Raw genomic sequence first — 24,039 nt, 5'->3', positions numbered from 1 at the left:
TAATACTTAATGCCTAATGCCTAATGCCTAACAATTGCTGGATTGTTTGTATTAGTTCTTGCTGCTTTATCGGTTTAGGTAAATAGGCATCAGCTCCCAGCATTGAACCCCAGAGTTTGTCGGCATCAGTTCCTTTAGTTGAGCAAATCACAACTGGAATGATTTGGGTGTTGGAATTAGTTTTGAGTTCCCGGCACAGTTCAAACCCGCTTTGTCCTGGCAAAATCACATCGACAATCACTAAATCTGGTTTCTGGGACTGGAGTTTAATCTGGGCATCCTCACTACTGGTGACACTAACTACGTTGAGACCAGCTTCTCTGAGGTAACAACTTAGAATCTCATTTTCCGTCAAACTATCTTCAACCAAAAGGACTGTAGTCATATTTTTTTTTGCTTATTGATGATGTTAATTACAATTCTTTTGTTTTTTAGTGTTAATCATTTTTTTTAGTTTAAACTAATTACCATAACTTTGAATTTATAAGCTTAAAAATAAAATAACAATAATTCAATTAATTGAATAGGTATAGTAGGTATAGTAAATTAATTGTGATAAGTTTTTATAGAAAGTTACCTACTCCCTACTCCCTGTTCCCTTTACTAAAGTATTAAAGTAAGTAGTCAACTGGACAGGATATTACGACTAACCCCGAGATGCCTCTGGAGAATTGTCAATACCTTTGACCGAGTAATAGGCTTTGCTAAAAAGTCTGTAGAACCGACCATCTTGGCCCGCACTCGGTCTACAATTCCGTCATTACTGGTGACCATAATCACTGGCGTGTCTTGAAACACCGAAACCCGACGAATTTGTGCACAGACTTCATAGCCGTTTAAAACCGGCATCACCAAATCCAAGAAGATCAGCTGTGGTTTGTGCTTTAGCAAGGTCGGCAAGGCTTTGATAGGGTCTTGAACATTGATAAATCGATAACCAGCATTGGCAAGAATTTGACTCATGGTCAGCCGATCGATGTGGCTGTCTTCGATATAAACTACCAAGGGACTAGCTGGTAATGTCTGAACTGGTCCTCCAAACCTTCGAGCATTTTCTGGCATTGGGTTAGTGGCTTTAGTAAAGTGAGTATCACAGCGCCAGTCCCCAACCTCGATCAGACCCATCACCTGTACTCGGATGTAGGGCATGATTGATTGGGCCAGAGCCAAAAGATTCTGTTTCAACGTCAAAGCTAAATCCCTCAAAGTGCGATCGCCATCCACTAAGGTAGTCAGGTTGTGGTAGGCCAGTAATGAGGTCTGCTGTCGCAATTTGTCAGCATCCCAGATCACCGGAGCCAAAGAAGGGGAAATATCTACCAAACCAGCCTCTTGCCAAGGCTCCCAAGCAAGCATTGCCTGTTGCCAAATCTGTGAAGCTCGAATTACTACCAACCTTGAATCAAAGGTTGAATCAAAGGTTGAATCAGATGTTGAATCAATAGTGTCTTGAGGAATCTGCCTGTAAGTTAGTTGCTCTGATGAACCACAGCGGAGTTGTTCCTGCCGTTGGATGATATCGAAGAGTATTTCCGTACAGTTGCCAGCAACAACTGACCTCATCTGTCTGAGCGGTACTTTCCCCTCTCTGACTAGTTCTGCTAGAGATTTGTAATCCCAATACACCGGCTGAGCCGGTGACCCCTGACACACAGGATCAGCTGATAGTTCTGGGCAGTGTACAGACAACTGCCGACACCAACGACGAATGGGATGCATTTTACTAGCACCGCCACTCAAACGACCGAAGTGGAAAAAAAGAGTCCACTGCTGACCTTGGGGATCTTCAATCTCCAACCGACCAGTCAATTGCGCCTTTGCGCAAGCTTGAATCTGTTGTGCCAGTTTGTCGGTGGTCAATACTTTGTGAGTAGTCATTGGTGTCTCTATTGATATATAGCAAAATTAGTAACTATTAACTAACAATTAAAAATTAATCTTTAACAAGTAATATTACTATTTTTATAGCACCTATATTAGCACCGATGTTGTCAATATTTACTGTTTTAATTAATCCCTACAACCCTAGAAACCTAATAGGTAATATTGTGAATTATAATATTGTGAATCCTGATATTGTGTATAGTTTTCAGAACTTACGCAGCAACTCTATTTGTAACAAATTATATGGTTTGTCGCCCAGTTTTGCCTAAGTCCTGGTTTTGTAGAAATGCACCAAACTGGTAATGTTAGCAGACAAGTCAAGCCAGGGTTGTGGAGATGCACCATTATCGAGTTTCACTAACCATAAGCAAAACTCTGTTAGCCAAACTGAAGGTAAATTAGTAGCTGACCTTGATAAATTTTAGCTTCATTAAGGTTGTTTTTTAAATAAAATTAATTAAACTTAACTTTATTTATTCTGCCTTAATCATAACTAGGATATAAGTCTTAAGATACGCTAATTGTCGTAGTATACTTTGCTAACTAGAAAATCTAGCATCTCTCAGTAACATCAGCAACAAAATCTAGCTAACTTTATTAAGTCTTTAAAAAAAGGATTATTTATTTTCAAAAGAATTAACTGCGAAATAATCGTGTGTACTGAGTTTCGTGAGCCATACTTGCCAGGGCTAATCCCCAGCCACAACTACTTAATTTTTCATCCGCCAAAGTTAAAACATCTTCGGTTGTCAGAGTAAGTCTATGGTTGAGTGCTAGCAGTAGCTGTTGACCAACGGTTTGACCAAGGGGAATCAATTTGACCCCAGCACCGATGACATTAGATGCCCAGCTATGTAAGTAACCTAAGACTGTAGCTGTAATGTCAATCTGCCAGTGAGCAGCCCCAATCCCAAACGCGATCGCATAATTACAGGGTTGACCCACAGCTGATGCTACATCGTGTAGAGAGATTAGATTTTCTTGAGAGGTTACATCGGTCGTCTGGACAATAGTTTCAGTGGATGGGTGCAAATCGAGCAGTAACCGTATCAACGAGTTACCCATCTGCCAACTTTGCGATCGCAATTCAGAAGTTTCCTTAGCAGCACTTACCCAAGCATTCCAGTAGTTCAAACCCTCTAAATCCCCTTTGCCATAACTTTCGTAAGCTCGGACTATAACATAAGCTTCTAATCGAATGGCTCCATAGCGCAGTTGATGCTCTAGCCACTGGTCCAGAGTAGCCTGGTTGTGAATCACACCAATATCAACTAATGTTTCCAAACCCTCAGAATAGCCGTAAGCACCCACTGGTAGTACGGGACTAGCCAGTTGCAAAAGATTCAACAAAGAATTAGGGACTAGGGGATCTAAATGCATTCTTGCTTGTTATTCATTGCCATAGTGCACTGTCTGTACATCATACCTAATCGGCATCCCACGCTCTTTGAGGATTGAAGAAGAGACCGAAGAGGGGGAAGGGGGACTAGGAACAACTTATTAACAAGTTTCTCCTGATCGAGATCTGCTCGATCCTGTCATCCATTACATCCGTTAAACCATCCCTTGCCCCTCTGGCAATTAGGACTTACCCCCCCTAAATATACATATAGTGTTTAGTTTTATATAAAAACACTACATATATTGTTTTCTGGGGCTATCCACATAACTCCTAAAAATTTCCAAAAAAAGTTTGCCCAAACCCTTGACACCGCTTGTAGTATTGTTGTAGCATAAAAACATAGCGCAGAGGAAAGAGTCAAAAAGCTCGAATCCAAAAGCTTACACGGAACCTTGACAACTAAATATGTAACATACCTTTTGATTCATGTTTGGATATAACTGTGTTTGCTCATCACGTGGGGATGGACCCTTGGGTTGATTCCCCACAGAGTAAACCCAGAGATTTATCTAAAGTCGAACGGATAAACTGTTCAAGTCCTGGGGCTGTAGCTCAGATGGTCAGAGCGCCTGTCTGTCGAACAGGAAGTCGCGGGTTCGATTCCCGTCAGCCTCGCTCTTTGCAGTCGCTTTTATCGGTTGCAGGTGCAAATCCTGCTCCAATCAGTGACTCCAATTAGTGACCTAGCAGCGTAGCTCAAAGGTAGAGCACCTGGCTCATAACCAGGAGAGTGCGGGTTCGAGTCCCGCCGCTGCGACCTACGGAGATGGTGTAACTGGCAACATGACGGTCTCCAAAACCGTTGATCTGAGTTCAAATCTCAGTCTCCGCGCTATTTGCCGTGCCGTAGGCAAATTTGGTTAAGCCACCTGCCTTTCAAGCAGGTGATTGCGGGTTCGATCCCCGTCGGCACGATGAATGCCCTGTAGCTCAGTTGGAAGAGCAGCGAGCTGTTAACTCGATGGTCGCGGGTTCGATCCCTGCCAGGGCAGTCAGGAGGGGTTTCATTTTTATCCTTTGTATCCCCCGGTAGCTCAGTTGGGTAGAGCGCTCGCCTGAAAAGCGAGAGGTCGTCGGTTCGATGCCGACCTTGGGGGACTGTCACTTGCTATTGCAAGTGCTAAATGCCGGATGGACGATTGGCAAGTCGCCGTGACTCTGAATCACGGAGAAGTTGGTTCGAGTCCAACTCCGGCATTCTATTGTTGAAGGTTAACCGGTTGAAGGTTAACTGGTTGAAGGTTAACCTTCAACCTTTAACCTTTAACCTTTAACCCAAATCAATTTTGATAGCAACTTGGTATCAAATATGCTCCTGTAGCCCAATTGGCAGAGGCGACCGTTTTAAAAACGGTCAGTTGTGGGTTCGACTCCCACCAGGAGTACCAACGGGGTGTAGCGCAGTTTGGTAGCGCGCTTGCTTTGGGAGCAAGATGTCGCAGGTTCAAATCCTGTCACCCCGACTTTACCCCTGTGATGCAATTGGTAGACATCACTCCCCCAGAACGAGTGTTTTGCAGGTTCAAATCCTGCCAGGGGTATACGCTCCCGTGGCGGAATTGGTAGACGCACTAGACCGAGATTCTAGTTTTTTTACAGGTTCAAATCCTGTCGGGAGTACCAATTATCCAGATGTGGCGCAGTTTGGTTTAGTCCAGTTGACCAACAGTCAATTGGTCATAAGCGCAAATTCTGCCCCTCGGATCCAAACCCCTGTAGCCCAATTGGCAGAGGCTCTAGGCTTAGAACCTAGGTGTTGCTGGTTCAAATCCAGTCAGGGGTATCGCAGGGATGGAGCAAGAGTAGGCTCGCCAGGTTCATACCCTGGAAATCAGTGAGTGCAATTCTCACCCCTGCCACCAATTTGCAGGCATGATGTCATAAGCTGTTCAGCATTTAGATTGGGATACCTAAATTGTTCAAAGGGAACTTCGGATCAGGGAATAGGGAACGGGGAATAACCAATTTAAATGCACATCAGCTTATCATCTCTGCTTGAATACTTATCATTTAAAGGAGTTCGTAAATTTAAATTTTTCAAGTAACAAACAACCAATAAAAAGTAACGATTTACCTGATTTTAATAGTTATCAATAGAACCTGAACAATCTTGCTAATTGTTCATAATTTAAAAAAAAGAGCTCTTTACTACTGTTCCCTGTTCCCTGTTCCCTGTTCCCTGTTCCCTTTTTATATAAATACTATGTTTACCTAATAAGTTAAATAACAGCAGGGTTTACAAGTGATTAGCTAGGAGATACCAATGAAGAGATAAGGAGGGTAAAATGACAACTATGACTGTCACAGATGCTCTAGCAGAGTTGACCTTGCTGGAAAAGCGCATTGACTCAGCCAGAGCAGCTTTGGACAACAACACCTTAATTTCTGTGGTTGAAGTCGGTCAAGTGCCAACAGGCTTCAAATCACGAGAAGATTATGAGATAAAAGCTAAAGCGGCTTTGCAAAAAGTGGATGCTCTGATTGCCAGACGACGGACGATCAAGAGAGTAATTGTCTTATCCAATGCTTCTACAATGGTTACGGTTGCTGACCAAGAGATGACTGTGGCAGAAGCCATTGAGATGAAGATGTTTATCAGGTATTATGAAGCAGTTATCGGTACTATGCAGTCAGCATATACTAAAACCCTGAATCACTATAAGATGGCACAAGCACGAGTCAAAGAAAGACTTGATAAACTAGCTCTGGAAGTGCTAGGACAGAATGCATCCGTTGGTTCACAGAAGTATCAATCCTTGGCAGATAGCTTTCTAGCTAGAGAAGGGGTTGAACTACTCGATCCCACTAACCTGGCTGAAGAACTTGAGAGACGACAAACCTTTATTGAACAGTTCAAGTCAACAGTTGATCGAGTACTCTCGATCAGCAATGCCAGGACAATGATCGAAATTCCCGATTAAAATGGTGAGACGTGTTGGTCACTCGAAAATCTCTAAATTTATGGTTTTTTCTTTCTAAATTTAAAGGTCAAAGGTTAACGGTTAACCCTTAAACCTCAATCATCAAACCTTAGCTGATCAACCTTCAAACCATAAAGGTCAACCATCGATAAAATCCAGGGACTATGGTTGTAGGTTCCATAAAACCTTGAGGTTTCCACCTGGCTGAGTGGTCAGCATTCTCATTATTCAGCAACGATTATGGCGTTGCTGATTATGCGTATGGTTTTGCCCCCCTAGCCCCCCAATTCTGGGGGTAACAAAACTATCAAAGTCCCCCAGAATTGGGGGATTTAGGGGGCTTTAATAAAACCAAATGATCGCGCATTCATTCCTTAATTCAGCAACGCCACGATTATGACAATCTATTTTTACGGTACTCGCCAAAAACCCTATGGTTGTTTTTCCAACTTCTCCCGACATGGCTTTGAGCTAGATAAATTGTGGTGGGTGACTAGTGAGCATTTCTTCCAAGCCCAAAAATTTGTGACCACTGATTCCTCTTGGTATGACAAAATCCGTGAGGCAAAAACACCAAAGGAAGCAGCAAAAATGGGACGCGTTCGCGTAGCGTGGCCTACGGCCAATCGCTCTCATCCTCTTCGTGATGATTGGGAAAAAGTCAAAGATGAGATTATGCAGCGAGGAGTGTTACAAAAATTTGAAACCCATGGTGATCTTCGCCAGTTACTACTTGCTACAGGTGATCAGGTAATTGTTGAGAATTCACCCATAGATTATTACTGGGGTTGTGGTGCTGATGGTAGTGGGAAAAATAAACTGGGAGAGATTTTAATGACAGTCAGAGCAATATTGCGTGACAAGCAACTTGATGCTAACGATAGCATTTTTCTTTGAGTTGTGAACAGAGGATTGATAGAAAAAGGGAGCAGGGAGCAGGGAGCAGGGAACAGGGAACAGGGAACAGGGAACAGGGAACAGGGAAAAAAACCTGTATACCTCATCATTATGAAAAACGCTGTAATTAGGACTAAATAATTAGGAATTTGTATTGTTTTAAACAACGTGGTGTCTGAAGCCAAAGTGGTCGCGGCGCTGGTTTGTGGAACCAGTCATAACGGGTTCAAGTCCCGTCAGACACCCTTAGGTGCGACCCGTGATGGCGAGCAATCCCTTGACCGTAGGTCACGCGGGGCGCGTTCGCCATCACGGAAAGCGCACCTTAAGGAAGATGCCGCCGAGTGGACGGCAATCGGTCTTGAAAACCGTGGTATGGCAGCGATGTTGTAGGGGTTCGAGTCCTCCATCTTCCTCTAACCACCAGAAGCCGAAAAGCGAGGCACTGTGCTGATAACGCAGTGGTAGGAGGGGCAGTACCTCCCTGGTGGATTTCCCTTCTACACGCGATGAAGCAAAGCTTCCGCTAAAAGCGATTGGCCTATGGCCACGCTACGCGAACGCTAACCTGATCAACCCCTGTGAAGCATTTGATCAGCTAGACGAAGGTATGTTACTCCTACTACTACCCCAAGAATTTTATCATCCATCCCTGGATAGAGACTGAGATTTACCTCTCTGGGAAGATAGAGATGGGCAGCAGAGCGCGATCGCTAAAGGAAAAAACAGTTGAAACAGATTCAAAATGTCTTAAACTGATGGCAAATGTATAGTTATAATATCAAAGGAAATTTCTATGCAGCTTGGTCCTGGTTTATTAATAACATTTTTGTACTACTTCACCTGCACAACCCTAATTACCACTGTCTTTTCATCGCAAGTTTTGAGGCTAAGTCTGGTGACAGGGATGCCCTATAGTGTCGGTGTAATTTTTGGCTTAATCGGTGGTTTATTAGGTACCTACTTCAATCGAACCGTTACAGTATCCCTAGAATTCAAGAGTAAGAAAGTTTTTAGCGCTGCTCTCCAGGATGCTCTGACCGAGATGGGGTTTGAGGAAACATCAAAGCTAGATGAGTTTGTAGTTTACCAACGCCCAGCCCTCAGTAATCTTTTCTCTGGTAAAGTATTTGTACAAATCGGTAAAGGTACAGCAACCATTGCTAGCCGTTCCAGAAATATTAAGCGAATCAGCCGTAAACTATCGAAGAATTAGACACACTATCAATAATTTTTGGCTCTTCCGTACTTGTTATGCTAAATTAACACTTTGGCAAAGGGAGCAGGGAGCAGGGAGCAGGGAGCAGTGGAAAGAGACAGTATTTAGAAAATTTTGTTAATTAAATAGCATCAAAACCTTTGTATAGTAAGCTTTATGAGTTTTTTAACTTGAAATGAGCGCATAGCAGGTACTGAAGAACCTAATTTTTAAAACCTGGCGGTGATTATAAATCACGGCAATAGTATCAGTCTATCCAACACACTATAGCTGATAAAATAGAGCCTAACCCCTTAAATTATTAAGTATTCGCAAAGCTCCAATGATAACTAACTTACCGTATAATTTAGTTCGGGATCCATAAATTTCTACGTCAATCTTGCTGCCATCTTTACACTGACCAGGAAAGGTAAAGTAGAGATTTTTACCCTGACCCTGAAGACAATGAGTTATTCGCTCATCCACAAATTTACGCTTGTCTTCTGCCACCACTTGTAGTAAAGATTGCCGAGAAATCAGTTCACCAAAGGAATAGCCAAAAATTTCTGCCATTTTGGGATTAACATAGAGAAAATTCCCTTTACTATAAATTATGTAAATTCCCAGGGAAGAAAAATTATCTGAACTATCAGTGAGCTGATTGGGTGGGGATAAAACTTGATAGTTCTGAGGAGACTGTTGTCCTAGCTGTTGTTGTTGACTGTGGAGTTGAGCATTCTCTACGATCAAAGCCATGGACTCAGCAGTCATTTCCATTAAACGGGCAGATTTAGCACCAAAGTGTCCCGGCTGGGAATGCATTAGGGTGATAATGCCTAATAACCTCTTGCCCCTGAGAATAGGTACAGCTAATACTGAGCGTACTTGATAGGGCTGATCAGGTAAGGTAAGCCAGCGCTGATCATCCATAGTGTCCGTGATCACCCCAACTTGGCGATGGCGGCTAACCCAACCAGCTAAACCTTGGTCTAGAACCTGACCAATGATCTGCTTTTTATATCGTGGGAGGGTTGCACCGCGAGCTAGAATACTCTCAGTGACCACACCATCAGTATTGAGTAAAAACAGGCTACTCTCCTCTGCCTTAGTGAGGCGACCAGCAACGTGGAGTATATCTTGTAACAAAGCTCTAAGCATCAGGGAGCCAGAGGCTGTTTGCATTATGGTGCCATAGGTTTTAAATAGCTGATGTTGAGCACTGAAGACAATTCGTGTAGCTTTAAGTTGATCCACTTGTCGGCGCAGTGCTTTCAATTCCTGAATCAGCTGTTGTTTAGATTTATTCAGATCACTCATAGTTACCTCCATCAATCAGCCTGCGCCAATCCCACATTAGTCTACAGGCTTATAGCAAGTTGCGTTTCTGACGTTTAATTTACCTATGGGATCAGGAGGACTTGGGGGAATTTTCCGCTCTTCCCAATTCCTTTTTGTTTATTCTTTGACTGCAACTTGGTATCAGGTAATTGCGATCGGATAATGGGTATTTTCTCATCAACGGTTAGGTCAAAATAGTAACTGTAACTCGTCTTTCCCTATTTAACCTTGAGTTATCCTCGCTCTTCCCAATCTAAACCAGCTGCTGGTAATCAAACATCCTATGGTACCAACAACCAGCAGAAAAGTCTCTTCAACCGCACTCGTGCCAGTTTACAGCAAGCCTTGTCCTGGTACAGCAATTTTCATCGGTCCCAGGGGAATCCTGCTGATGTGGAAATGCAAGCCTTGCTGCAAACTGAATTAGAGGTTTTGCAGTCTAGCTTAGACAAACTTGACCAAGGATTGATTCGCATTGCCGCTTTTGGTTTGGTTAGTCGTGGTAAGTCAGCGGTAATTAATGCTTTGGTGGGACAAAAAATTCTTAAAACTGGTCCGATTCACGGTGTCACTCAATGGCCGAAGTCAGTACAGTGGACACCTAGGTCCGACAGTGAAGTCCTCTTGGAGTTGATTGATACGCCAGGATTGGACGAAATCCATGGGGAAGTCAAGGCGCAGATGGCGCGGGAGGTGGTATCCCAAGCCGATTTAATTTTATTTGTGGTGGCTGGTGATATCACTCGCACTGAATATCAAGCTCTTTGTGAACTGCGGCAAAGCCAAAAGCCTCTAATCTTGGTATTTAACAAAATTGACCTCTATCCAGAACAAGACCGGGAGGCAATTTATCAACAGTTGCAACAACTGGGTACCGGTAGTCCCAAGGATCGGCGTTTACAAAAGATGTTGTCAGCGGATGAGATTGTCCTAGTGGCAGCAGAACCAGCTTCTATGGAAGTACGGGTAGAGTGGCCTGATGGTAGAGTGACTTATGAATGGGAAACTCCACCTCCGAATGTGGATCAGCTTAAACAGAAAATTTTCAGTCTACTTAACCGAGAAGGGCGATCACTTTTAGCCCTCAACGCTCTATTTCAAGCCCGCAATGCTCAGAATACTATTGGCAAAAAAGCCATTGAGTTACACAAAACGGAAGCAGAAGACTTAATCTGGCAGTTTGCCAAGTACAAAGCACTAGCAGTCGCCCTCAATCCGATTGGAATTTTAGATGTTTTAGGGGGTACTGTGACTGACTTGGTGATGATTCGTTCTCTAGCGCGGCTGTATGGTCTACCCATGACTAGCTATGAAGCAGGTAAGCTATGGCAAAAGATTTTGATCAGTTCTGGAGGCTTACTGCTAGGTGAACTGGGTACCAGTGTGCTTTTTGGTGTAGGTAAGAGTGCATCAGTAGTTATCGGTCCGAGTGGCTTGGGTGCCTTTGCTGGGGCAGCAATTACCCAAGCTGGAATTGCGGGTTATGGGGCTTATGCTGTTGGTCAAGCGGCACAGGTTTATCTCGAACAAGGTTGCTCTTTCGGACCACTAGGAGCAAGTACCGTCATTAAAGAAATTCTAGACCGGGTGGAGCCAGACACTATTGTTTTTCGTCTGCGGCAAGAATTGGAAAGACAGCTAGGAGAGTGATAAAACTTAATTCCTTAACCTTTTCCCTAATTTTACCTAAATTTTACACCTGGCAAGTTTTTTACCGGAGTCGTAGATTGGGCATGTGTAGATATTCAAGAGAGAAAAATTACTGCCAGCCAATCGGGATTCAGGAGAACACTCATGTTCAAAAGACTAATTCAAGCCGCCATGCTCACTTTATTGCTTCACCTAATTGCAAACCTAACACAACCAGACAGTCAGCAGCCTGCCAATGTGGCACCTTCAGACGTGAAACTTGTCTATGTGTTGAGCTAGACCATCGGTTGGTGTTCCAAACTGATTATGGGGGTTGTGGGCTGCTTCATTATCCATGATTCATTTTCCATGGTTCATTAGTACAGTTGCCATGAACCATGAACCATTAATCTTAGAGGAGACTAAAAATGGTTAACCAAATGCATTATCCCAAACATAATCGATCAAGGTTTTAGCCTCCTGTAGAGGTAACACTTGACAACGACCTTGGTGATCATAGGTCAGCAGAGGGATTGGACATCTAGTCCCTTGTTCTAGGTTATCCTTATCAATTTTGCCCTGTATCTCTTCCAGGTTACGCAGGCAATTATTGATATCAAAGTCAATTTTGGTGTCAAATTTATCATCCATCCATGCTTCAATTTGGTCATCCAACTCTTTAGTGTTAAGCAGCTTTTGACTAGTTAATAAGTGATAATAAACTAGAATAATCTCCTTACATTCTTCCTCTTCAGCGTCATCAATCAAAGACTTAAACACACCAGCATTAATGGCTAAATTTTTGAATAAAAGGGTCTCGGTAACACTTTTTTGAAATTTAATCTGCTTATTTTGATAACTTTTGTACTGCTTAAAGGCAAATCCCCCGAAGGCGATCACCACAGATAAAGTAGTGAGCAGTACAGCCATAATATCATGGGATTTTTCCTGGTCAATTCTGAAGCTTTCCACTCCCATAGCGAACAAAATTATCCCCAAGATAAAGATAAGTTGGGGAAGAACTTTGACCAAAAGAGGAATGGCAGCTCCAATGGCAGGTAAACCAAATAATAGGCGGTCTTTCCAGGTCATTCCTATTTTAACATTTGGAAATAAGAATTCTAGATCAAATTTGGGAATATTGCCATAGAGATAAACATACATTTTACCGGGTACAAAGTTTTGAGTTTTGAGTTTTTTTGATTTTTTTGATTCAAAATAATTTTTATCTTTAAATTTAATCAATAAAACTACTCGTTCATAGATTTCAATTTTTTGTTCACTTGGCTTTAAAAGTTTTTTCAAAAAATAAATTTTAGATTTATCTCCTCTACCATAGCAAACCATGTCCTCAAAGTCATCAAAATCTATATCAGTCTTTAGTTCAATCAAGGAGTGTTCTGACACAGCCTGTTGTAGGAGATTTTTCGGTAAGGGAAAGTAATTGGCACTTTTCAGGAGAGTTGTTAATGTCGATATCAATTTAGTTTCCATCTGACTCTTCTGATTTGGAGTCAATTCCTTGATCGACTTGGTATCAGCATCAGGATTAAAAGGAGCAAAGTTATCCTTTAAATTCTCCAGGGTTTGATGGAACTGAAAATGATAATAGGCTGACAGAATTTCACAAAAATCCCGAAACTTCTGGGAGTTGGTAGGGTCAAGTTTTCCATCTTGAAGACAAAGTTCGATCAGATCGGTTCGACGGTAAGGGATAAAGGCTTCCCGGTCTTGATATATAGCCATCATTGTGCCACTAAACTGCTGTATAGTTCACATTAATAAAATTATGTTGGTTAGAGCATGAGCACCGGTTAACTAACAAATCGACTGGAGCTATAGTTATAGAGTTACCAGCCAATCCTGGAAAGGTAACAACTCGCCAGGACTAAAATTGATATTTTTTTAAATCAGTGGTCTAGGCTAGAAGCTTCCGAAAAGTTGTTCAGCCTTAGGATTGGAATTGTCTAGGATTGCTTAAGCGATGAGTAACTACTATCATCAAAATAACCCACAACCGCCAGACCAGGTTAGTCTGGGTTAGCTTATGATCTAACCAGCTGAGCTGTTTCCAGCTTTTCGATTGGGAAGTTATGTCAGAATTGATATCGGTAATTCGTTGACTTTTGTTAAGTTGATCCAACATTAATTGCTGGCTCGGTTTTTTTATTGTGATCATGTTGCTACGAACTTATCCTTTTCCCCTAAGCATGATCAGGGATGGCTACACCAGCCAAGTCGGCTTGGTGGGGATTAGGGTGAAAAGGATATCTGGATTTAAGTGATTCATTTATAGTAGAACCAAGGGTAAGCAGCTTAAACAGCAACAACAAAAATCTTAAAAAAGCTTAATACCCGGTATTGATTGACAAATGACCAAGATTCTGCATAGAGGACTTTGAAGCGATCGCAATTTCTTAGACAGTGAGCGCTCACTCCCTTATTAGTCACAATAATTGAAGCAAATTAATAATAAATAATTCGATAAGATAAAGCTTTGACAGCAATTTCTAAATCATTACTAGCGTCAGCAATGCTATCCACATATCTGGGGGACTGGAGTAGTAATCGATTTCATCCACACAATAGCGAAAATCTTTAGCTAGCTGAAGCGGCTTAAACAACCTTAAACAAACTGAAAAAAATCTTAAAACCTCTCAATAATGTGCTGATCCCGAGCCCGGTTAAGTTCTTATAATTTTTGGCTTTTCGTGACTTTAAAGTTAACAATTTTCAATTTTTAATTGTCAATTTTCAATTTTAAAGTCACAGCCATGAGCTCTACCGTATTATAAGTAATTAACCGGACTTGGGATTAGGTCTTAGAATTTGAATGTAGTTCTCAAAGCACCAATCACGACATCCTCGTTATCACTGTCTCCAAAGGGAGCAGCAATCCAGATTAATCCGGGAGTAATCGAGATATTATCATTTACCTGATACTTGTAGAAGCCTTCAACATGAATGGCGGTATCATCATCACCACCAACATAAGGCTCAGAACCAGCGATTATACCAAGTAAGTTACCTTCTTTGCCAAAGTCTGGTAATGCTAGTCCTAGACCGTAGTACCAAATCTCAGCATCACCATTGCCACCAGAAGCTTGTTCAGCATCGGTGTAGCCACCATAGGCATTAATTACTAAATTGGGAGAGAATCGAAAAGAGGCTTCTACGCCGTAGGAGTTAGTGTTGGCAGTGACATCTGCTCCATCACCAAAGGGTGCCCTGGCGTTTTCAGTTCCGACACCTGTATCAAAGATAGCGTTGCCATCATCAAAGTCATTGAAGTAGGCACGAACGTAGGTGAAGGCTAACTGGAAGCTGTCGCTAGGGGAAAATGTCAGCTGACCTAAGGCAGAAAACTCACCATTGAATAAACCCTGACCTTCAGAGGGGTCAAAGGAATTGCCACCAAAGTAACCTGCACTCAATACTACCGCATCGGCGAGGCTAAAGTTGATGCCTAGTCCACCACCTGCGCCTAAACCAATTTTATAGATGGGGCTAGATTCAGCATAGCTGGAAAGAACACCACTAGCACCAGTGAAGTCATCCAGGTAGGGGCTGATGGTGGGGACGAAATCTTGCCAAAGGGGAAACGCAGCTGGCAGATAAACATCAATATTATCCCCAATCGGGAAGTAGTAGGCTAGCCAACCAATACCCAGATCGTTGCCGCTGTCAAAGCTGTAAGTAAAGGCACCTTGGTCTGTGCCATCAAAGGTAGCTGCATTACCGGCATCCAGACGGGTGTAGAGCGCATCTTTACCGGTGAAACTGGAGACAAACGCTAAACGTACCCGGTCTTGGAACACGACTTGGTTGTCACTGTCTTCACCAAAGGCGTTGGCAATAGAGAAGACCACTTCCCCTTCTAGCTTGGTGGTGGTAGAAAACTGATGGTCTTCTAAAAATGCCACCCGTCCTTCTAAGTTATCGACTCGTGCACCGAGAGTAGCCAATTCTGATTCAAACTCCTGAATCAGCCGTTGCAGGGTTTCTAAGTCTTCACGAGTGATAAAATCAGCGGTAGACGCAGCAATTAAACGCTCAATTTGGTTCAAGCAAGCATTTAAACCAGCGGCAAATTCATACCGGGTTGTTGCCCGATTCCCACGAAACGTGCGATTGGGGTATCCTGCAATACAACCGTAGCGCTCTACTAAACTCCGTAGCGCTTCATAAGCCCAGTCTCCAGGAGATACATCACGCAGTTGGGAAACACTGGTGACTTGACCCATGGAAGCTGACTCTTGTTTACTCTGTTTGATGAGTTTATCAACCGACACCTGCTTTGATTGTGCAGGCATTTGCGACCGGTTTACTGAATCAATGATTTCTGAAACCTCTTGTGCGATCGCAACCTCAGATGCTGCCCATTGGGATACCAACATCAATGGACTCATCAGTAACATCGAGCGTAATTGTTTATTCATTGTTCTCACTCACACCTGTCATCAGTCTAATGGATGAAAGTAACAAAGCTCTGACCAGGTGTTTGTAGTCTTTGATACAAAATATTACTTATATAGTTGACTCGTGACAGTACTCTGTCAGCACCTAGGCACAACTATATTGGCAAACTAATGACAAACTCGGCTCCCTGACCAGGTTCTGAAGCCACCTCAATTTTCCCCCGATGGTGGGTAATAATTTGGTAGCTAATGGCCAGTCCCAAGCCAGTTCCCTTACCTGGGTCTTTGGTAGTGAAAAATGGGTCAAAGATCCGGTCTTTAATTGCTGCGGCAATCCCAGGGCCATTGTCAGCGATTCGGATAACTACCCAGTTTTGGTCAACTAGCTCAGTTTGAATCCGAATGGTGAAGACTGGGGATGGGCAAGATTCGACACTCTTGTGTTCTATAGCATCAAGGGCATTTTCCAAGATACTCATAAATACCTGATTCAGTTGAGCTGGGTAGCAATCCACCAAAGGTAAATCCCCATACTGCTTGATCACCTCAATCCCTGGCTTGAGACGGTTGCTGAGCAGAACGAGGGTATTGTCAATTCCTTCATGGATGTTAACCGGTTTGATCTTGGCTTCATCCAATCGGGAAAAATTCCTCATCGAAAGCACAATTTCACGAATGCGCTCAGCTCCCCCTTTCATGGAAGCGATGATTTTAGGCAAGTCTTGGGCCAAAAATTCCAGATCAATCTCTTCTAGCTGATTTTGAATCTCTGGGTCAGGGTTGGGATAATACTGCTGATAGAGTTCCACCAGAGAGAGTAAATCCTCAATATAATCACTGGCAAAGAACAGATTGCCGTAGATAAAGTTGATCGGATTGTTCATTTCATGGGCAATACCAGCCACCATAGTACCCAAACTGGACATTTTTTCGTTTTGAATCAGCTGGATTTCCGTTTGCTGGAGTTCGTGGGTGTAGTCAGCCATACCGTGAATCAGCTGATTGAGAGAAGTGGCTAAGACACCCACTTCATCTCGGGTCGTGACTGGTGCTTGCAGGGTGAAGTTAGACTCCTGTTTGACCTGTTCGGTGATCTCAGTCAGGCTTTTGAGTCGCTGTGCGATCGCATTACTGGTATGAATAGCTAATAGGATTGCGATCGCAACTGAGGCGATCATACTGCTGTAGATGATCCCAAAGCAGCACTGCTCAGCACGCTTGAGGGCACTCAAGGCTTGCGTCTGTTTGACTTGAGCTGCTCTAATCAGCTGGTCTGACTTCTCAAAAAAGCTTTCTAGGGCAGTGGTTAATTCAGGATTGTTCTGTTCCAACAGTTGCCTTTGGGCAAGTTTAAGCGCACCTAAGGGTAAGTTTCCAGACTCTATTTCCGACAACAGGGATTGAATCAGAGTCTTGTAGGCATCAATAATGATCCTGTTGGTCTTCACTAAATCCAGTAACTGATTGGTATTCGTATGAGAACAGGTCTCAAACTCTCTGACAAACTCTTCCGCTTCCAACAGCAGTTGCTGAGCTTGGTCAATTTTCTCTTGAACCAGCTGTAGGTCTTCCATGGGAACAGCAACAGGAGGTGCGACCCGAACGCGCACCTTTAGGGAATTTAATTCGCCAAGGTCAAGCGCACCTAAGTAGGCATAGGAACGTAAGTCTAAAATCGCGATTTGTAAATTTTTCAGGAGATGTTCTTGTTTTTGGGAACGAGTGAGTTCAGCCAGTGCTGCCTTTTGGTAATGCTGGCCAATCCCTAATCCAGTCGTTGTTCCCAAAATTGCCAAACCAATGGAGAGTGCATACCCAACAAAAACTTTCTGCCTAATGCTTGCACTGGCTAGGAATTGATTGATCCAGCTGATTCTGGATGCCCCTGAGTTAGGGTGACATCCAGTGTGAAATCCTTGGAAATTCTCCCCTGACAAAGCTTAAATCTCGCCAAATGTTAGCCGATGAGCCGAAGCGTGTTTATTAATACATCAACCTTATGGTCAATCTGTACACTGAGTTACAAGACAACAGTAAGTTTATAAGTTGAGCAATAAAACATGAATAGGTGATGCCTAATGACTTCAACATGCTATTTTTAGGCAAAACTATGCTTTTTTCGAAGTTATTGAACCATAGTAACAGGTACTGGCTTCGCTTGCTCTCTCTTGCTTTTGTAAAGGAGGTTTTGCTTATCCAGGCTGTAAAGAGTTGATTAACAGAATGTGAATACTTAGTGCTCAGCATGGGTAGATCTGATCCAAAAAAATGTTAAAAAATGTCAATCTTTCATGAACTGCTGGAAAATTTAGCTTGTTTGTATCCTACTTAACAGTTTACTTGTCATCGTAGGTCTAATATCACACCCTAGCTTCGCAATTTTTTCAATGAGGCTACACCTAAATTTGGTAGAGGATGGTACGAAAGTATGGTAAGTGGATTAGGACGACGTAAATTTCTGCTTTATAGCTCGGCAGCATTGGGAACCAGTCTTCTGTTGAAGGCTTGCGCTGAAGACAGCTCGGGTCCTTCAGAGGCTAGTGCTGGTGGGGAAGACACGATCAAAGTGGGTATTCTCCACTCCCTGACTGGCACCATGGCAATTAGTGAGACTACTGTGGTGGAAGCTGAAAAGCTTGCTATCAAGGAGATTAATGACGCCGGGGGAGTATTAGGCAAGAAAATTGTGCCTATTGTTGAGGATGGTGCGTCTGACTGGCCAACCTTTGCTGAGAAAGCTGCCAAACTGATTGATAAGGATCAAGTCGTTACTATTTTTGGTTGCTGGACATCCGCTAGCCGTAAGGCTGTGCTACCAGTGTTTGAATCCAAAGACCATATGCTGTGGTATCCTGTGCAGTACGAAGGGCAGGAATGTTCCAAGAATATTTTCTACACAGGTGCTGCACCAAATCAGCAGATTGAGCCAGCAGTAGAGTGGTTGCTGAAAAACAAGGGCAAAAAGTTTTTCTTAGTGGGCTCGGATTATGTTTTCCCTCGCACCGCTAACACAATTATTAAGGAGCAACTTAAAGCTCTGGGTGGAGAGACCGTGGGTGAGGATTACCTTCCCCTTGGTAATACAGAAGTTACCCCGATCATTTCTAAGATTAAAGCCGCCCTACCAGATGGTGGCGTAATCTTCAACAGTCTCAACGGGGATAGTAACGTCGCTTTCTTCAAACAACTCAAGGGTGCTGGACTCACTCCAGATAAATATCCCACGATGTCGGTGAGTATTGCAGAAGAAGAAGTCCGGCAGATTGGTCCAGAATTTCTAATTGGTCAGTACGCGGCCTGGAACTATTTCCAATCCGTCGATAGCCTTGATAATAAGCAGTTTGTGGAAGCCTTCAAAGCCGAGTATGGCGAAGACCGGGTAACCAACGACCCCATGGAAGCGGCTTACATTATGGTTTACCTATGGAAGCAGGCGGTAGAGCAAGCTGGAACTACTGACCTAGAGCCTGTGCGCAAAGCTGCTATCGGTCAAAAATTTGGCGCACCAGAAGGACCAGTAGAGATGTATCCGAATCATCACATTTCCAAGACAGTGCGCATTGGTGAAATCCAAGCCGATGGTCAGTTCAAAATTGTCTCATCCACTCCTAAACCAGTTTCTCCCATCCCCTGGAATCAATATGTAGCGGAAACGAAAGGGTATGGGTGTGACTGGACTGATCCCAATAAGGGAGGAAAGTACAAAAAGGAGAAAGCATAAGTGATCAAGGATGAATTATGACCTATGAAGTAAACTACTTAGCATTTAAAATCGAGTTTTGTTAGTTGAGTGTTGAGTGCTTAATGTAAACTTCAAAAACATAAAAATAAAGTAGTTTTCACCATTCATAATTCATCCTGCATAATTAACCATTCATAATTCATCCTTCATAATTCATAGTTAATTATTAAATTGTGCTGCCACTTTTAGAAGGAATTTTTAACGGGATTAGTATTGGCTCCGTGCTACTGATTGCTGCCCTAGGACTAGCGGTTGTATTTGGACTGATGGGCGTGATTAATCTTGCTCACGGCGAGTTAATGATGTTGGGCGCTTATACAACTTATGTTGTCCAAAATACCTTTAAAGCCTTTTTGGGCGATTCGTTGTTTAATGTCTATATATTTTTTGCCCTGCCCATAGCTTTTCTGGTGGCAGCGTTGGTAGGACTGGTATTAGAGAGGGGGGTGATTCGTTATCTATATGGGCGACCGTTGGAAACCCTTCTCGCTACTTGGGGGGTAAGTTTGATATTGCGGCAGTTTGTCCGCAGTGTAAATTGGGTATTGGTGATTGGGATTGGGGTATTTTGCCTGCTGTTTTTTGGGTCAAGGTGGGTTCTAAGCCGTCGTTTAGATTGGCAGAGAATTCGCAATTGGGCGATCGCTTTGATGGTATTCTTATCTCTAGGAATTGCCATCGTAACTGGGGTGTTGTTAGGACAAACCGGTCAACGGGCAATTACTCGACCTTGGTTTAGTGCCAGAAATGTAGACGTGACTCCACCAGCATGGCTTCAAGGGGGATTTCCCATTGGTAACTTCCAATTGCCCTATGCCCGGATCTTTATCATTATTTTGACGATTATTTGTCTATTGGGAACCTACTGGTTCTTAAATCGCTCCAGTTGGGGATTACGGATTCGAGCGGTTACCCAAAATCGCAATATGAGTGCTTGCTTAGGTATCCCAACACAAACGGTAGATGCGTTAACATTTGCCCTAGGTTCTGGTTTAGCTGGTGTAGCAGGTTGTGCGATTACATTACTAGGTTCTGTCGGTCCCAATACTGGTCAAAATTATATCGTCGATACTTTTATGGTGGTGGTGGTTGGCGGTGTCGGAAACTTACTGGGAAGCATAATAGCCGCCCTAGCAATTGGTACACTGACCTATCTGATTGGTTCGGGAAGCATAGCCTTTATGTTGATGCCAGTAGAGTTCCTGAAACCGGTAACGGACTTCTTTACCTTCTTTGCGACCACCAGTATGGCAAAAGTTATGGTCTTTGCTTTAATTATTACCTTTTTACAAGTGAGACCTTCAGGAATATTCCCACAAAAAGGACGCACGGCAGAATTATAGCGTTTATCGTACTTATGAGGTACAGTCAATTGTATTGCCCCGATTCCCTACTCCCTACTCCCTACTCCCTACTCCCTACTCCCTACTCCCTACTCCCTACTCCCTACTCCCTTTGCTAAAGTACCTCACTAAATTGAGAACTGCTATAGTTGCTATTTTCATAAATTATGACGTATGTATCTAGAACACAAGCCATTAAAAAGCAGCGGCGACGAAAGTTAATCATAGAAATAGTAGCAATCGTAGCAATTGCTCTAGTTTTCGCGTTATTAATGCCAGCAATTTTGCCGGATTTTCGCCTCAAGCTGTTGGGGCGTTTTTTGTCATTATCTATTGTCGCGATTGGGATTGACCTGATTTGGGGGTATACCGGACTGCTGAGTCTAGGACATGGTATATTTTTTGCGTTGGGGGGCTATGCTTTTGCTATGCACCTCAAACTGCAATTACCAGAAGGAGAAATACCGGAATTCTTCACCCTCTATGGAGTGAAAGAACTCCCATTCTTCTGGCAGCCATTTTATTCGTTTCCTTTCACCCTAATTGCTATTGTTTTAATTCCCAGTATCGTGGCAGGATTGCTGGGTTATCTGGTATTTCGTAACCGGATTAAAGGGGTTTATTTCTCGATTTTGACCCAAGCCGCACTGCTGGTTTTATTCAATTTTTTCAATGGGCAGCAAAAGCTAATTAATGGTACTAATGGGTTGAAAACTGATACAGAAACCCTGTTTGGAATGTTAGTAAGTTCTAAACAAGCTCAGTTAGCTTTCTACGAAATTAGTATCCTGTGTGTGGTTCTGATCTACTTATTGTGCCGTTGGTTAACCAGTGGACGTTTTGGTCGGTTGTTAATTGCCATACGGGATGATGAGAATCGGGTGCGTTTCTCTGGCTACGATCCTACCGGATTCAAAGTCCTGGTATTTGCGGTTTCTGGGGGAATCGCTGGAGTGGCTGGGGCGCTTTATACCGTACAATCAGGGATTGTTACCCCCAGCTATATGGAAGTAGCGTTTTCCATTGAGATGGTGATTTGGGTGGCTGTGGGAGGACGAGCAACTCTAGTGGGAGCAATTCTGGGTACTTTATTAGTCAGACTAGCTCAAACCTTGTTGAGTGAGCAATTTCCTGAAGTTTGGCTATTTTTCCAGGGCGCGCTGTTCCTAATTGTAGTGACAGTACTGCCTAATGGTATTGTCGGCTGGTTGCGAGACGAGGGAATTGAACAAATGCGATCGCTTTTTGGTACCGAAAAACCAGTGATAACAACTTATCCCAGCCTAGAAAAAGATCCAGTAGTCCAACGGGAAAAAGAAGAGATTGGTCGTTAAACTGGTCTTGATTTACAGCGCTCTTCATTATCGGGAGTCGGGAGTCGGGAGTCGGGAGTCGGGAGTCGGGAGTCGGGAGTCGGGGGATAGGGTTTGTTTTATAGCAATTCTCTATGCCATGAGGTACAAAGGGATCCCCCTAAATCCCCCTTATCAAGGGGGACTTTGAGGTTGAGAAGCGTACCTCATAAATCCTATAAACGCTATATAACTGAATAATATCCAATTTAAATGGACAACAGCTTAGTTATTATTCATTAGTTATTTCCCTCATTCGCGATTGCATCAAGACAATGATGTACACAGGATTTTTTCCCGATTCCCGATTCCCGATTCCCGATTCCCAATTCCCGATTCCCGATTCCCGATTCCCGATTCCCGATTCCCGATTCCCTACTCCCTACTCCCTACTCCCTATTCCCTAAAAACAATGAACTCAAAAATTATTGAAATTGATAACTTAACTGTAAGTTTTGATGGCTTCAAAGCAATTAACCAGTTTAACTTTAGTATGGATACTGGGGAATTGCGAGTGATGATTGGTCCTAATGGTGCTGGGAAAACTACGTTTCTGGATGTAGTGACTGGGAAAGTACAGCCAACGGAGGGACGGGTGTTGTTTAAGGGGCAGGATTTGCGAGGCTTATCGGAACACCAAATCTCTCGCTTCGGGATTGGTCGAAAATTTCAGACACCACGAGTCTACCTAAATCTAACTGTTCGGGAAAATTTAGATTTAGCTTGCAATCGCGATAAAAATGTGTTTTCCACCCTGTTTGGACGTACATTACCCGGGGAAAAACGGACAGTAGCTGGTTTGCTGGAAACCATTGGGTTAGTGGAAAAAGCGAATTTACTGGCCGAGTTACTCTCCCATGGAGAAAAACAGCGGTTAGAGATTGGGATGTTAGTGGCTCAGTCTCCCGATTTATTACTAGTAGATGAACCGGTGGCTGGTTTAACCGATGAAGAGACAGAAAATGTCGGAGATTTGCTGTTAGCTCTAGCTAAGAGTCATTCCATTATTGTGATTGAACACGATATGGAATTCGTACGCCAGATTGCTCGTAAAGTAACCGTGTTACATCAGGGTTCAGTGTTGTGTGAAGGCACAATGGATCAAGTCCAAAATGACCCCCGCGTTATTGAAGTGTATTTAGGACAAAAGCCATCGATTACAGCGGAACAAATGAAAATGCTACGGATTGTGTCTGCTATGGCTTGGTCTGATGGTAATCTGGCACGAGAAGAAGTTGATGTGATGATATCTCGCTTTAGCCAAGTGTTTGCGACAGATGCAGAACAACAGCAACAATTGCAACAAGAGTTACAGAATTATTTAGCACTTAATGTTCCTATCGAAGAGTTGACTAGTGAAATAGAAAGTATTGAAGAACGAAAACTAATCGTAAAGCTGGCTTATGAAGTGATTAAATCAAGTTCCCGTACACCTAGCGAACCAAAAATTAACGATGCTGAAGCAGCGGCTTACCAAAACTTAGTGAAGCTGTTGGATCTGCCAGCAGAAGTGGTAAAAAGCTTGGAAGCAGAAGTAGGAGAAGGGTAAAGGGTAAAGTGCTATATAGCAATTTTACGACTTGTGAGGTACAAATATCTAGGTTTTAGGGAGCAGGGAGCAGGGAGCAGGGAGCAGGGATTAGGCAAGAGTGAAACAATCCTGTATACCTCATGAGTCCTAGAAACGCTATAGCATTTAAGGCAATAGGCAATAGGCATGCTAGCAATAGTTAATCCACTATATAGGGATTTTTGCGATTCCCGATTCCCAATTCCCGATTCCCGATTCCCGATTCCCGATTCCCGATTCTAAATTCTAAATTCTAAATTCTAAATTCCCGATTATAACTTCTAACTTCTAACTTCTAACTTCTAACTTCCCGATTCCCGATTCCCGATTCCCGATTCCCGATTC

General features: G+C 43.1%; 18 protein-coding genes, 14 tRNA genes and 1 pseudogene. 25 read left to right on the top strand and 8 right to left on the bottom strand.

Translation table 11 applies throughout. The annotated features are described in order from the left end of the window. Positions 1-13: 13 nt before the first annotated feature. The 3 genes from F6K57_RS01360 to F6K57_RS01350 all read right to left on the bottom strand — a co-directional run bounded on the left by F6K57_RS01360 (position 14) and on the right by F6K57_RS01350 (position 3,264). On the bottom strand, positions 14-385 hold the full coding sequence (locus F6K57_RS01360; protein WP_293023576.1) for a response regulator: 372 nt from the start codon (positions 383-385) through the stop codon (positions 14-16). A 239-nt stretch (positions 386-624) separates the two neighbouring features. After that, positions 625-1,878 (bottom strand): response regulator, encoded by a 1,254-nt coding sequence (locus F6K57_RS01355; protein WP_293023573.1) that lies wholly within the window; start codon positions 1,876-1,878, stop codon positions 625-627. 642 nt (positions 1,879-2,520) lie between these two features. After that, positions 2,521-3,264, bottom strand: a complete 744-nt coding sequence (locus tag F6K57_RS01350) for an urease accessory protein UreF (RefSeq protein ID WP_293023570.1) — start codon at positions 3,262-3,264, stop codon at positions 2,521-2,523. 563 nt (positions 3,265-3,827) lie between these two features. On the opposite strand from F6K57_RS01350, the gene F6K57_RS01345 reads away from it, so the two are divergent. From F6K57_RS01345 to F6K57_RS01260, 18 genes are all read left to right on the top strand, one after another. Next, positions 3,828-3,901, top strand: a tRNA-Asp gene (locus tag F6K57_RS01345). Positions 3,902-3,971: 70 nt separating this feature from the next. Continuing rightward, positions 3,972-4,043, top strand: a tRNA-Ile gene (locus F6K57_RS01340). 4 nt (positions 4,044-4,047) lie between these two features. Next, positions 4,048-4,118: transfer RNA gene (locus F6K57_RS01335), tRNA-Trp, on the top strand. A gap of 8 nt (positions 4,119-4,126) precedes the next feature. Beyond that, positions 4,127-4,201, top strand: a tRNA-Glu gene (locus F6K57_RS01330). Positions 4,202-4,205: 4 nt separating this feature from the next. After that, positions 4,206-4,278: transfer RNA gene (locus tag F6K57_RS01325), tRNA-Asn, on the top strand. Between the two features lie 31 nt (positions 4,279-4,309). Then, positions 4,310-4,384, top strand: a tRNA-Phe gene (locus F6K57_RS01320). Between the two features lie 27 nt (positions 4,385-4,411). Beyond that, positions 4,412-4,484: transfer RNA gene (locus F6K57_RS01315), tRNA-Gln, on the top strand. A gap of 113 nt (positions 4,485-4,597) precedes the next feature. Continuing rightward, positions 4,598-4,674: transfer RNA gene (locus F6K57_RS01310), tRNA-Leu, on the top strand. A gap of 1 nt (position 4,675) precedes the next feature. Further along, positions 4,676-4,749 (top strand) — tRNA-Pro (locus tag F6K57_RS01305). Between the two features lie 4 nt (positions 4,750-4,753). Next, positions 4,754-4,827: transfer RNA gene (locus F6K57_RS01300), tRNA-Leu, on the top strand. A gap of 3 nt (positions 4,828-4,830) precedes the next feature. Further along, a tRNA-Leu gene (locus F6K57_RS01295) sits at positions 4,831-4,909 on the top strand. A gap of 86 nt (positions 4,910-4,995) precedes the next feature. Then, a tRNA-Leu gene (locus tag F6K57_RS01290) sits at positions 4,996-5,069 on the top strand. Positions 5,070-5,071: 2 nt separating this feature from the next. After that, positions 5,072-5,148, top strand: a tRNA-Met gene (locus tag F6K57_RS01285). A 432-nt stretch (positions 5,149-5,580) separates the two neighbouring features. Next, positions 5,581-6,207 carry a hypothetical protein gene (locus F6K57_RS01280; protein WP_293023567.1) on the top strand — a complete coding sequence of 209 codons (627 nt, stop codon included), beginning with the start codon at positions 5,581-5,583 and terminating at the stop codon, positions 6,205-6,207. 396 nt (positions 6,208-6,603) lie between these two features. Further along, positions 6,604-7,104 carry an NADAR family protein gene (locus F6K57_RS01275; protein WP_293064095.1) on the top strand — a complete coding sequence of 167 codons (501 nt, stop codon included), beginning with the start codon at positions 6,604-6,606 and terminating at the stop codon, positions 7,102-7,104. Positions 7,105-7,275: 171 nt separating this feature from the next. Then, positions 7,276-7,349: transfer RNA gene (locus F6K57_RS01270), tRNA-His, on the top strand. Between the two features lie 242 nt (positions 7,350-7,591). Then, positions 7,592-7,771 (top strand): hypothetical protein, encoded by a 180-nt coding sequence (locus tag F6K57_RS01265; RefSeq protein ID WP_293041825.1) that lies wholly within the window; start codon positions 7,592-7,594, stop codon positions 7,769-7,771. 129 nt (positions 7,772-7,900) lie between these two features. Then, positions 7,901-8,320 carry a hypothetical protein gene (locus F6K57_RS01260; RefSeq protein WP_293041827.1) on the top strand — a complete coding sequence of 140 codons (420 nt, stop codon included), beginning with the start codon at positions 7,901-7,903 and terminating at the stop codon, positions 8,318-8,320. 288 nt (positions 8,321-8,608) lie between these two features. On the opposite strand, the gene F6K57_RS01255 is transcribed toward F6K57_RS01260, so the two are convergent. Beyond that, complete coding sequence (locus F6K57_RS01255; protein WP_293064093.1) at positions 8,609-9,619, bottom strand: GAF domain-containing protein; 1,011 nt, start codon at positions 9,617-9,619, stop codon at positions 8,609-8,611. Positions 9,620-9,868: 249 nt separating this feature from the next. Between F6K57_RS01255 and F6K57_RS01250 the strand changes: the two genes are divergently transcribed. Next, positions 9,869-11,290 (top strand): GTP-binding protein, encoded by a 1,422-nt coding sequence (locus F6K57_RS01250; RefSeq protein WP_293064090.1) that lies wholly within the window; start codon positions 9,869-9,871, stop codon positions 11,288-11,290. 411 nt (positions 11,291-11,701) lie between these two features. Here F6K57_RS01250 and F6K57_RS01245 read toward each other — a convergent pair whose 3' ends face one another. The 3 genes from F6K57_RS01245 to F6K57_RS01235 form a co-directional block, all read right to left on the bottom strand. Further along, entirely contained in the window at positions 11,702-13,018 is a 1,317-nt protein-coding gene (locus F6K57_RS01245) for a TMEM143 family protein (RefSeq protein ID WP_364300690.1), read from the bottom strand. Between the two features lie 1,073 nt (positions 13,019-14,091). After that, on the bottom strand, positions 14,092-15,708 hold the full coding sequence (locus F6K57_RS01240) for an iron uptake porin (protein WP_293023554.1): 1,617 nt from the start codon (positions 15,706-15,708) through the stop codon (positions 14,092-14,094). A gap of 134 nt (positions 15,709-15,842) precedes the next feature. Then, a complete protein-coding gene (locus tag F6K57_RS01235; RefSeq protein WP_293064087.1) occupies positions 15,843-17,483 on the bottom strand; it encodes an ATP-binding protein in 1,641 nt (546 codons plus the stop codon). 632 nt (positions 17,484-18,115) lie between these two features. Here F6K57_RS01235 and urtA point away from each other — a divergent pair. From urtA to urtD, 6 genes and pseudogenes are all read left to right on the top strand, one after another. Further along, positions 18,116-19,408 (top strand): urea ABC transporter substrate-binding protein, encoded by a 1,293-nt coding sequence (gene urtA, locus F6K57_RS01230; protein WP_293044598.1) that lies wholly within the window; start codon positions 18,116-18,118, stop codon positions 19,406-19,408. 194 nt (positions 19,409-19,602) lie between these two features. Beyond that, the gene (locus F6K57_RS01225; RefSeq protein WP_293064085.1) at positions 19,603-20,772 is read left to right on the top strand and encodes a branched-chain amino acid ABC transporter permease; all 1,170 of its coding nucleotides are present in this window, start codon (positions 19,603-19,605) and stop codon (positions 20,770-20,772) included. 34 nt (positions 20,773-20,806) lie between these two features. Beyond that, positions 20,807-20,956 carry a hypothetical protein gene (locus tag F6K57_RS01220; RefSeq protein WP_293023544.1) on the top strand — a complete coding sequence of 50 codons (150 nt, stop codon included), beginning with the start codon at positions 20,807-20,809 and terminating at the stop codon, positions 20,954-20,956. Then, positions 20,940-22,106, top strand: coding sequence for an urea ABC transporter permease subunit UrtC (gene urtC, locus F6K57_RS01215; RefSeq protein WP_293023541.1), 1,167 nt, complete (start codon positions 20,940-20,942; stop codon positions 22,104-22,106). The genes F6K57_RS01220 and urtC overlap by 17 nt, the downstream gene beginning before the upstream one ends. Beyond that, a complete protein-coding gene (locus F6K57_RS01210; protein WP_293023539.1) occupies positions 22,096-22,275 on the top strand; it encodes a hypothetical protein in 180 nt (59 codons plus the stop codon). The genes urtC and F6K57_RS01210 overlap by 11 nt, the downstream gene beginning before the upstream one ends. 261 nt (positions 22,276-22,536) lie before the next feature. Continuing rightward, positions 22,537-23,274 (top strand): annotated as a pseudogene (urtD, locus tag F6K57_RS41790) (urea ABC transporter ATP-binding protein UrtD); the annotation flags it as partial. Between the two features lie 410 nt (positions 23,275-23,684). Here urtD and F6K57_RS01200 read toward each other — a convergent pair. Next, entirely contained in the window at positions 23,685-23,843 is a 159-nt protein-coding gene (locus F6K57_RS01200; RefSeq protein ID WP_293064081.1) for a hypothetical protein, read from the bottom strand. Positions 23,844-24,039: the final 196 nt, after the last annotated feature.

This window comes from Moorena sp. SIO4A5, from assembly GCF_010672005.1.
Classification (GTDB): Bacteria; Cyanobacteriota; Cyanobacteriia; order Cyanobacteriales; family Coleofasciculaceae; genus Moorena.
The sequence above is the reverse complement of the archived record's forward strand: the minus strand, read 5'-3'. Positions and strand labels throughout refer to the sequence as shown.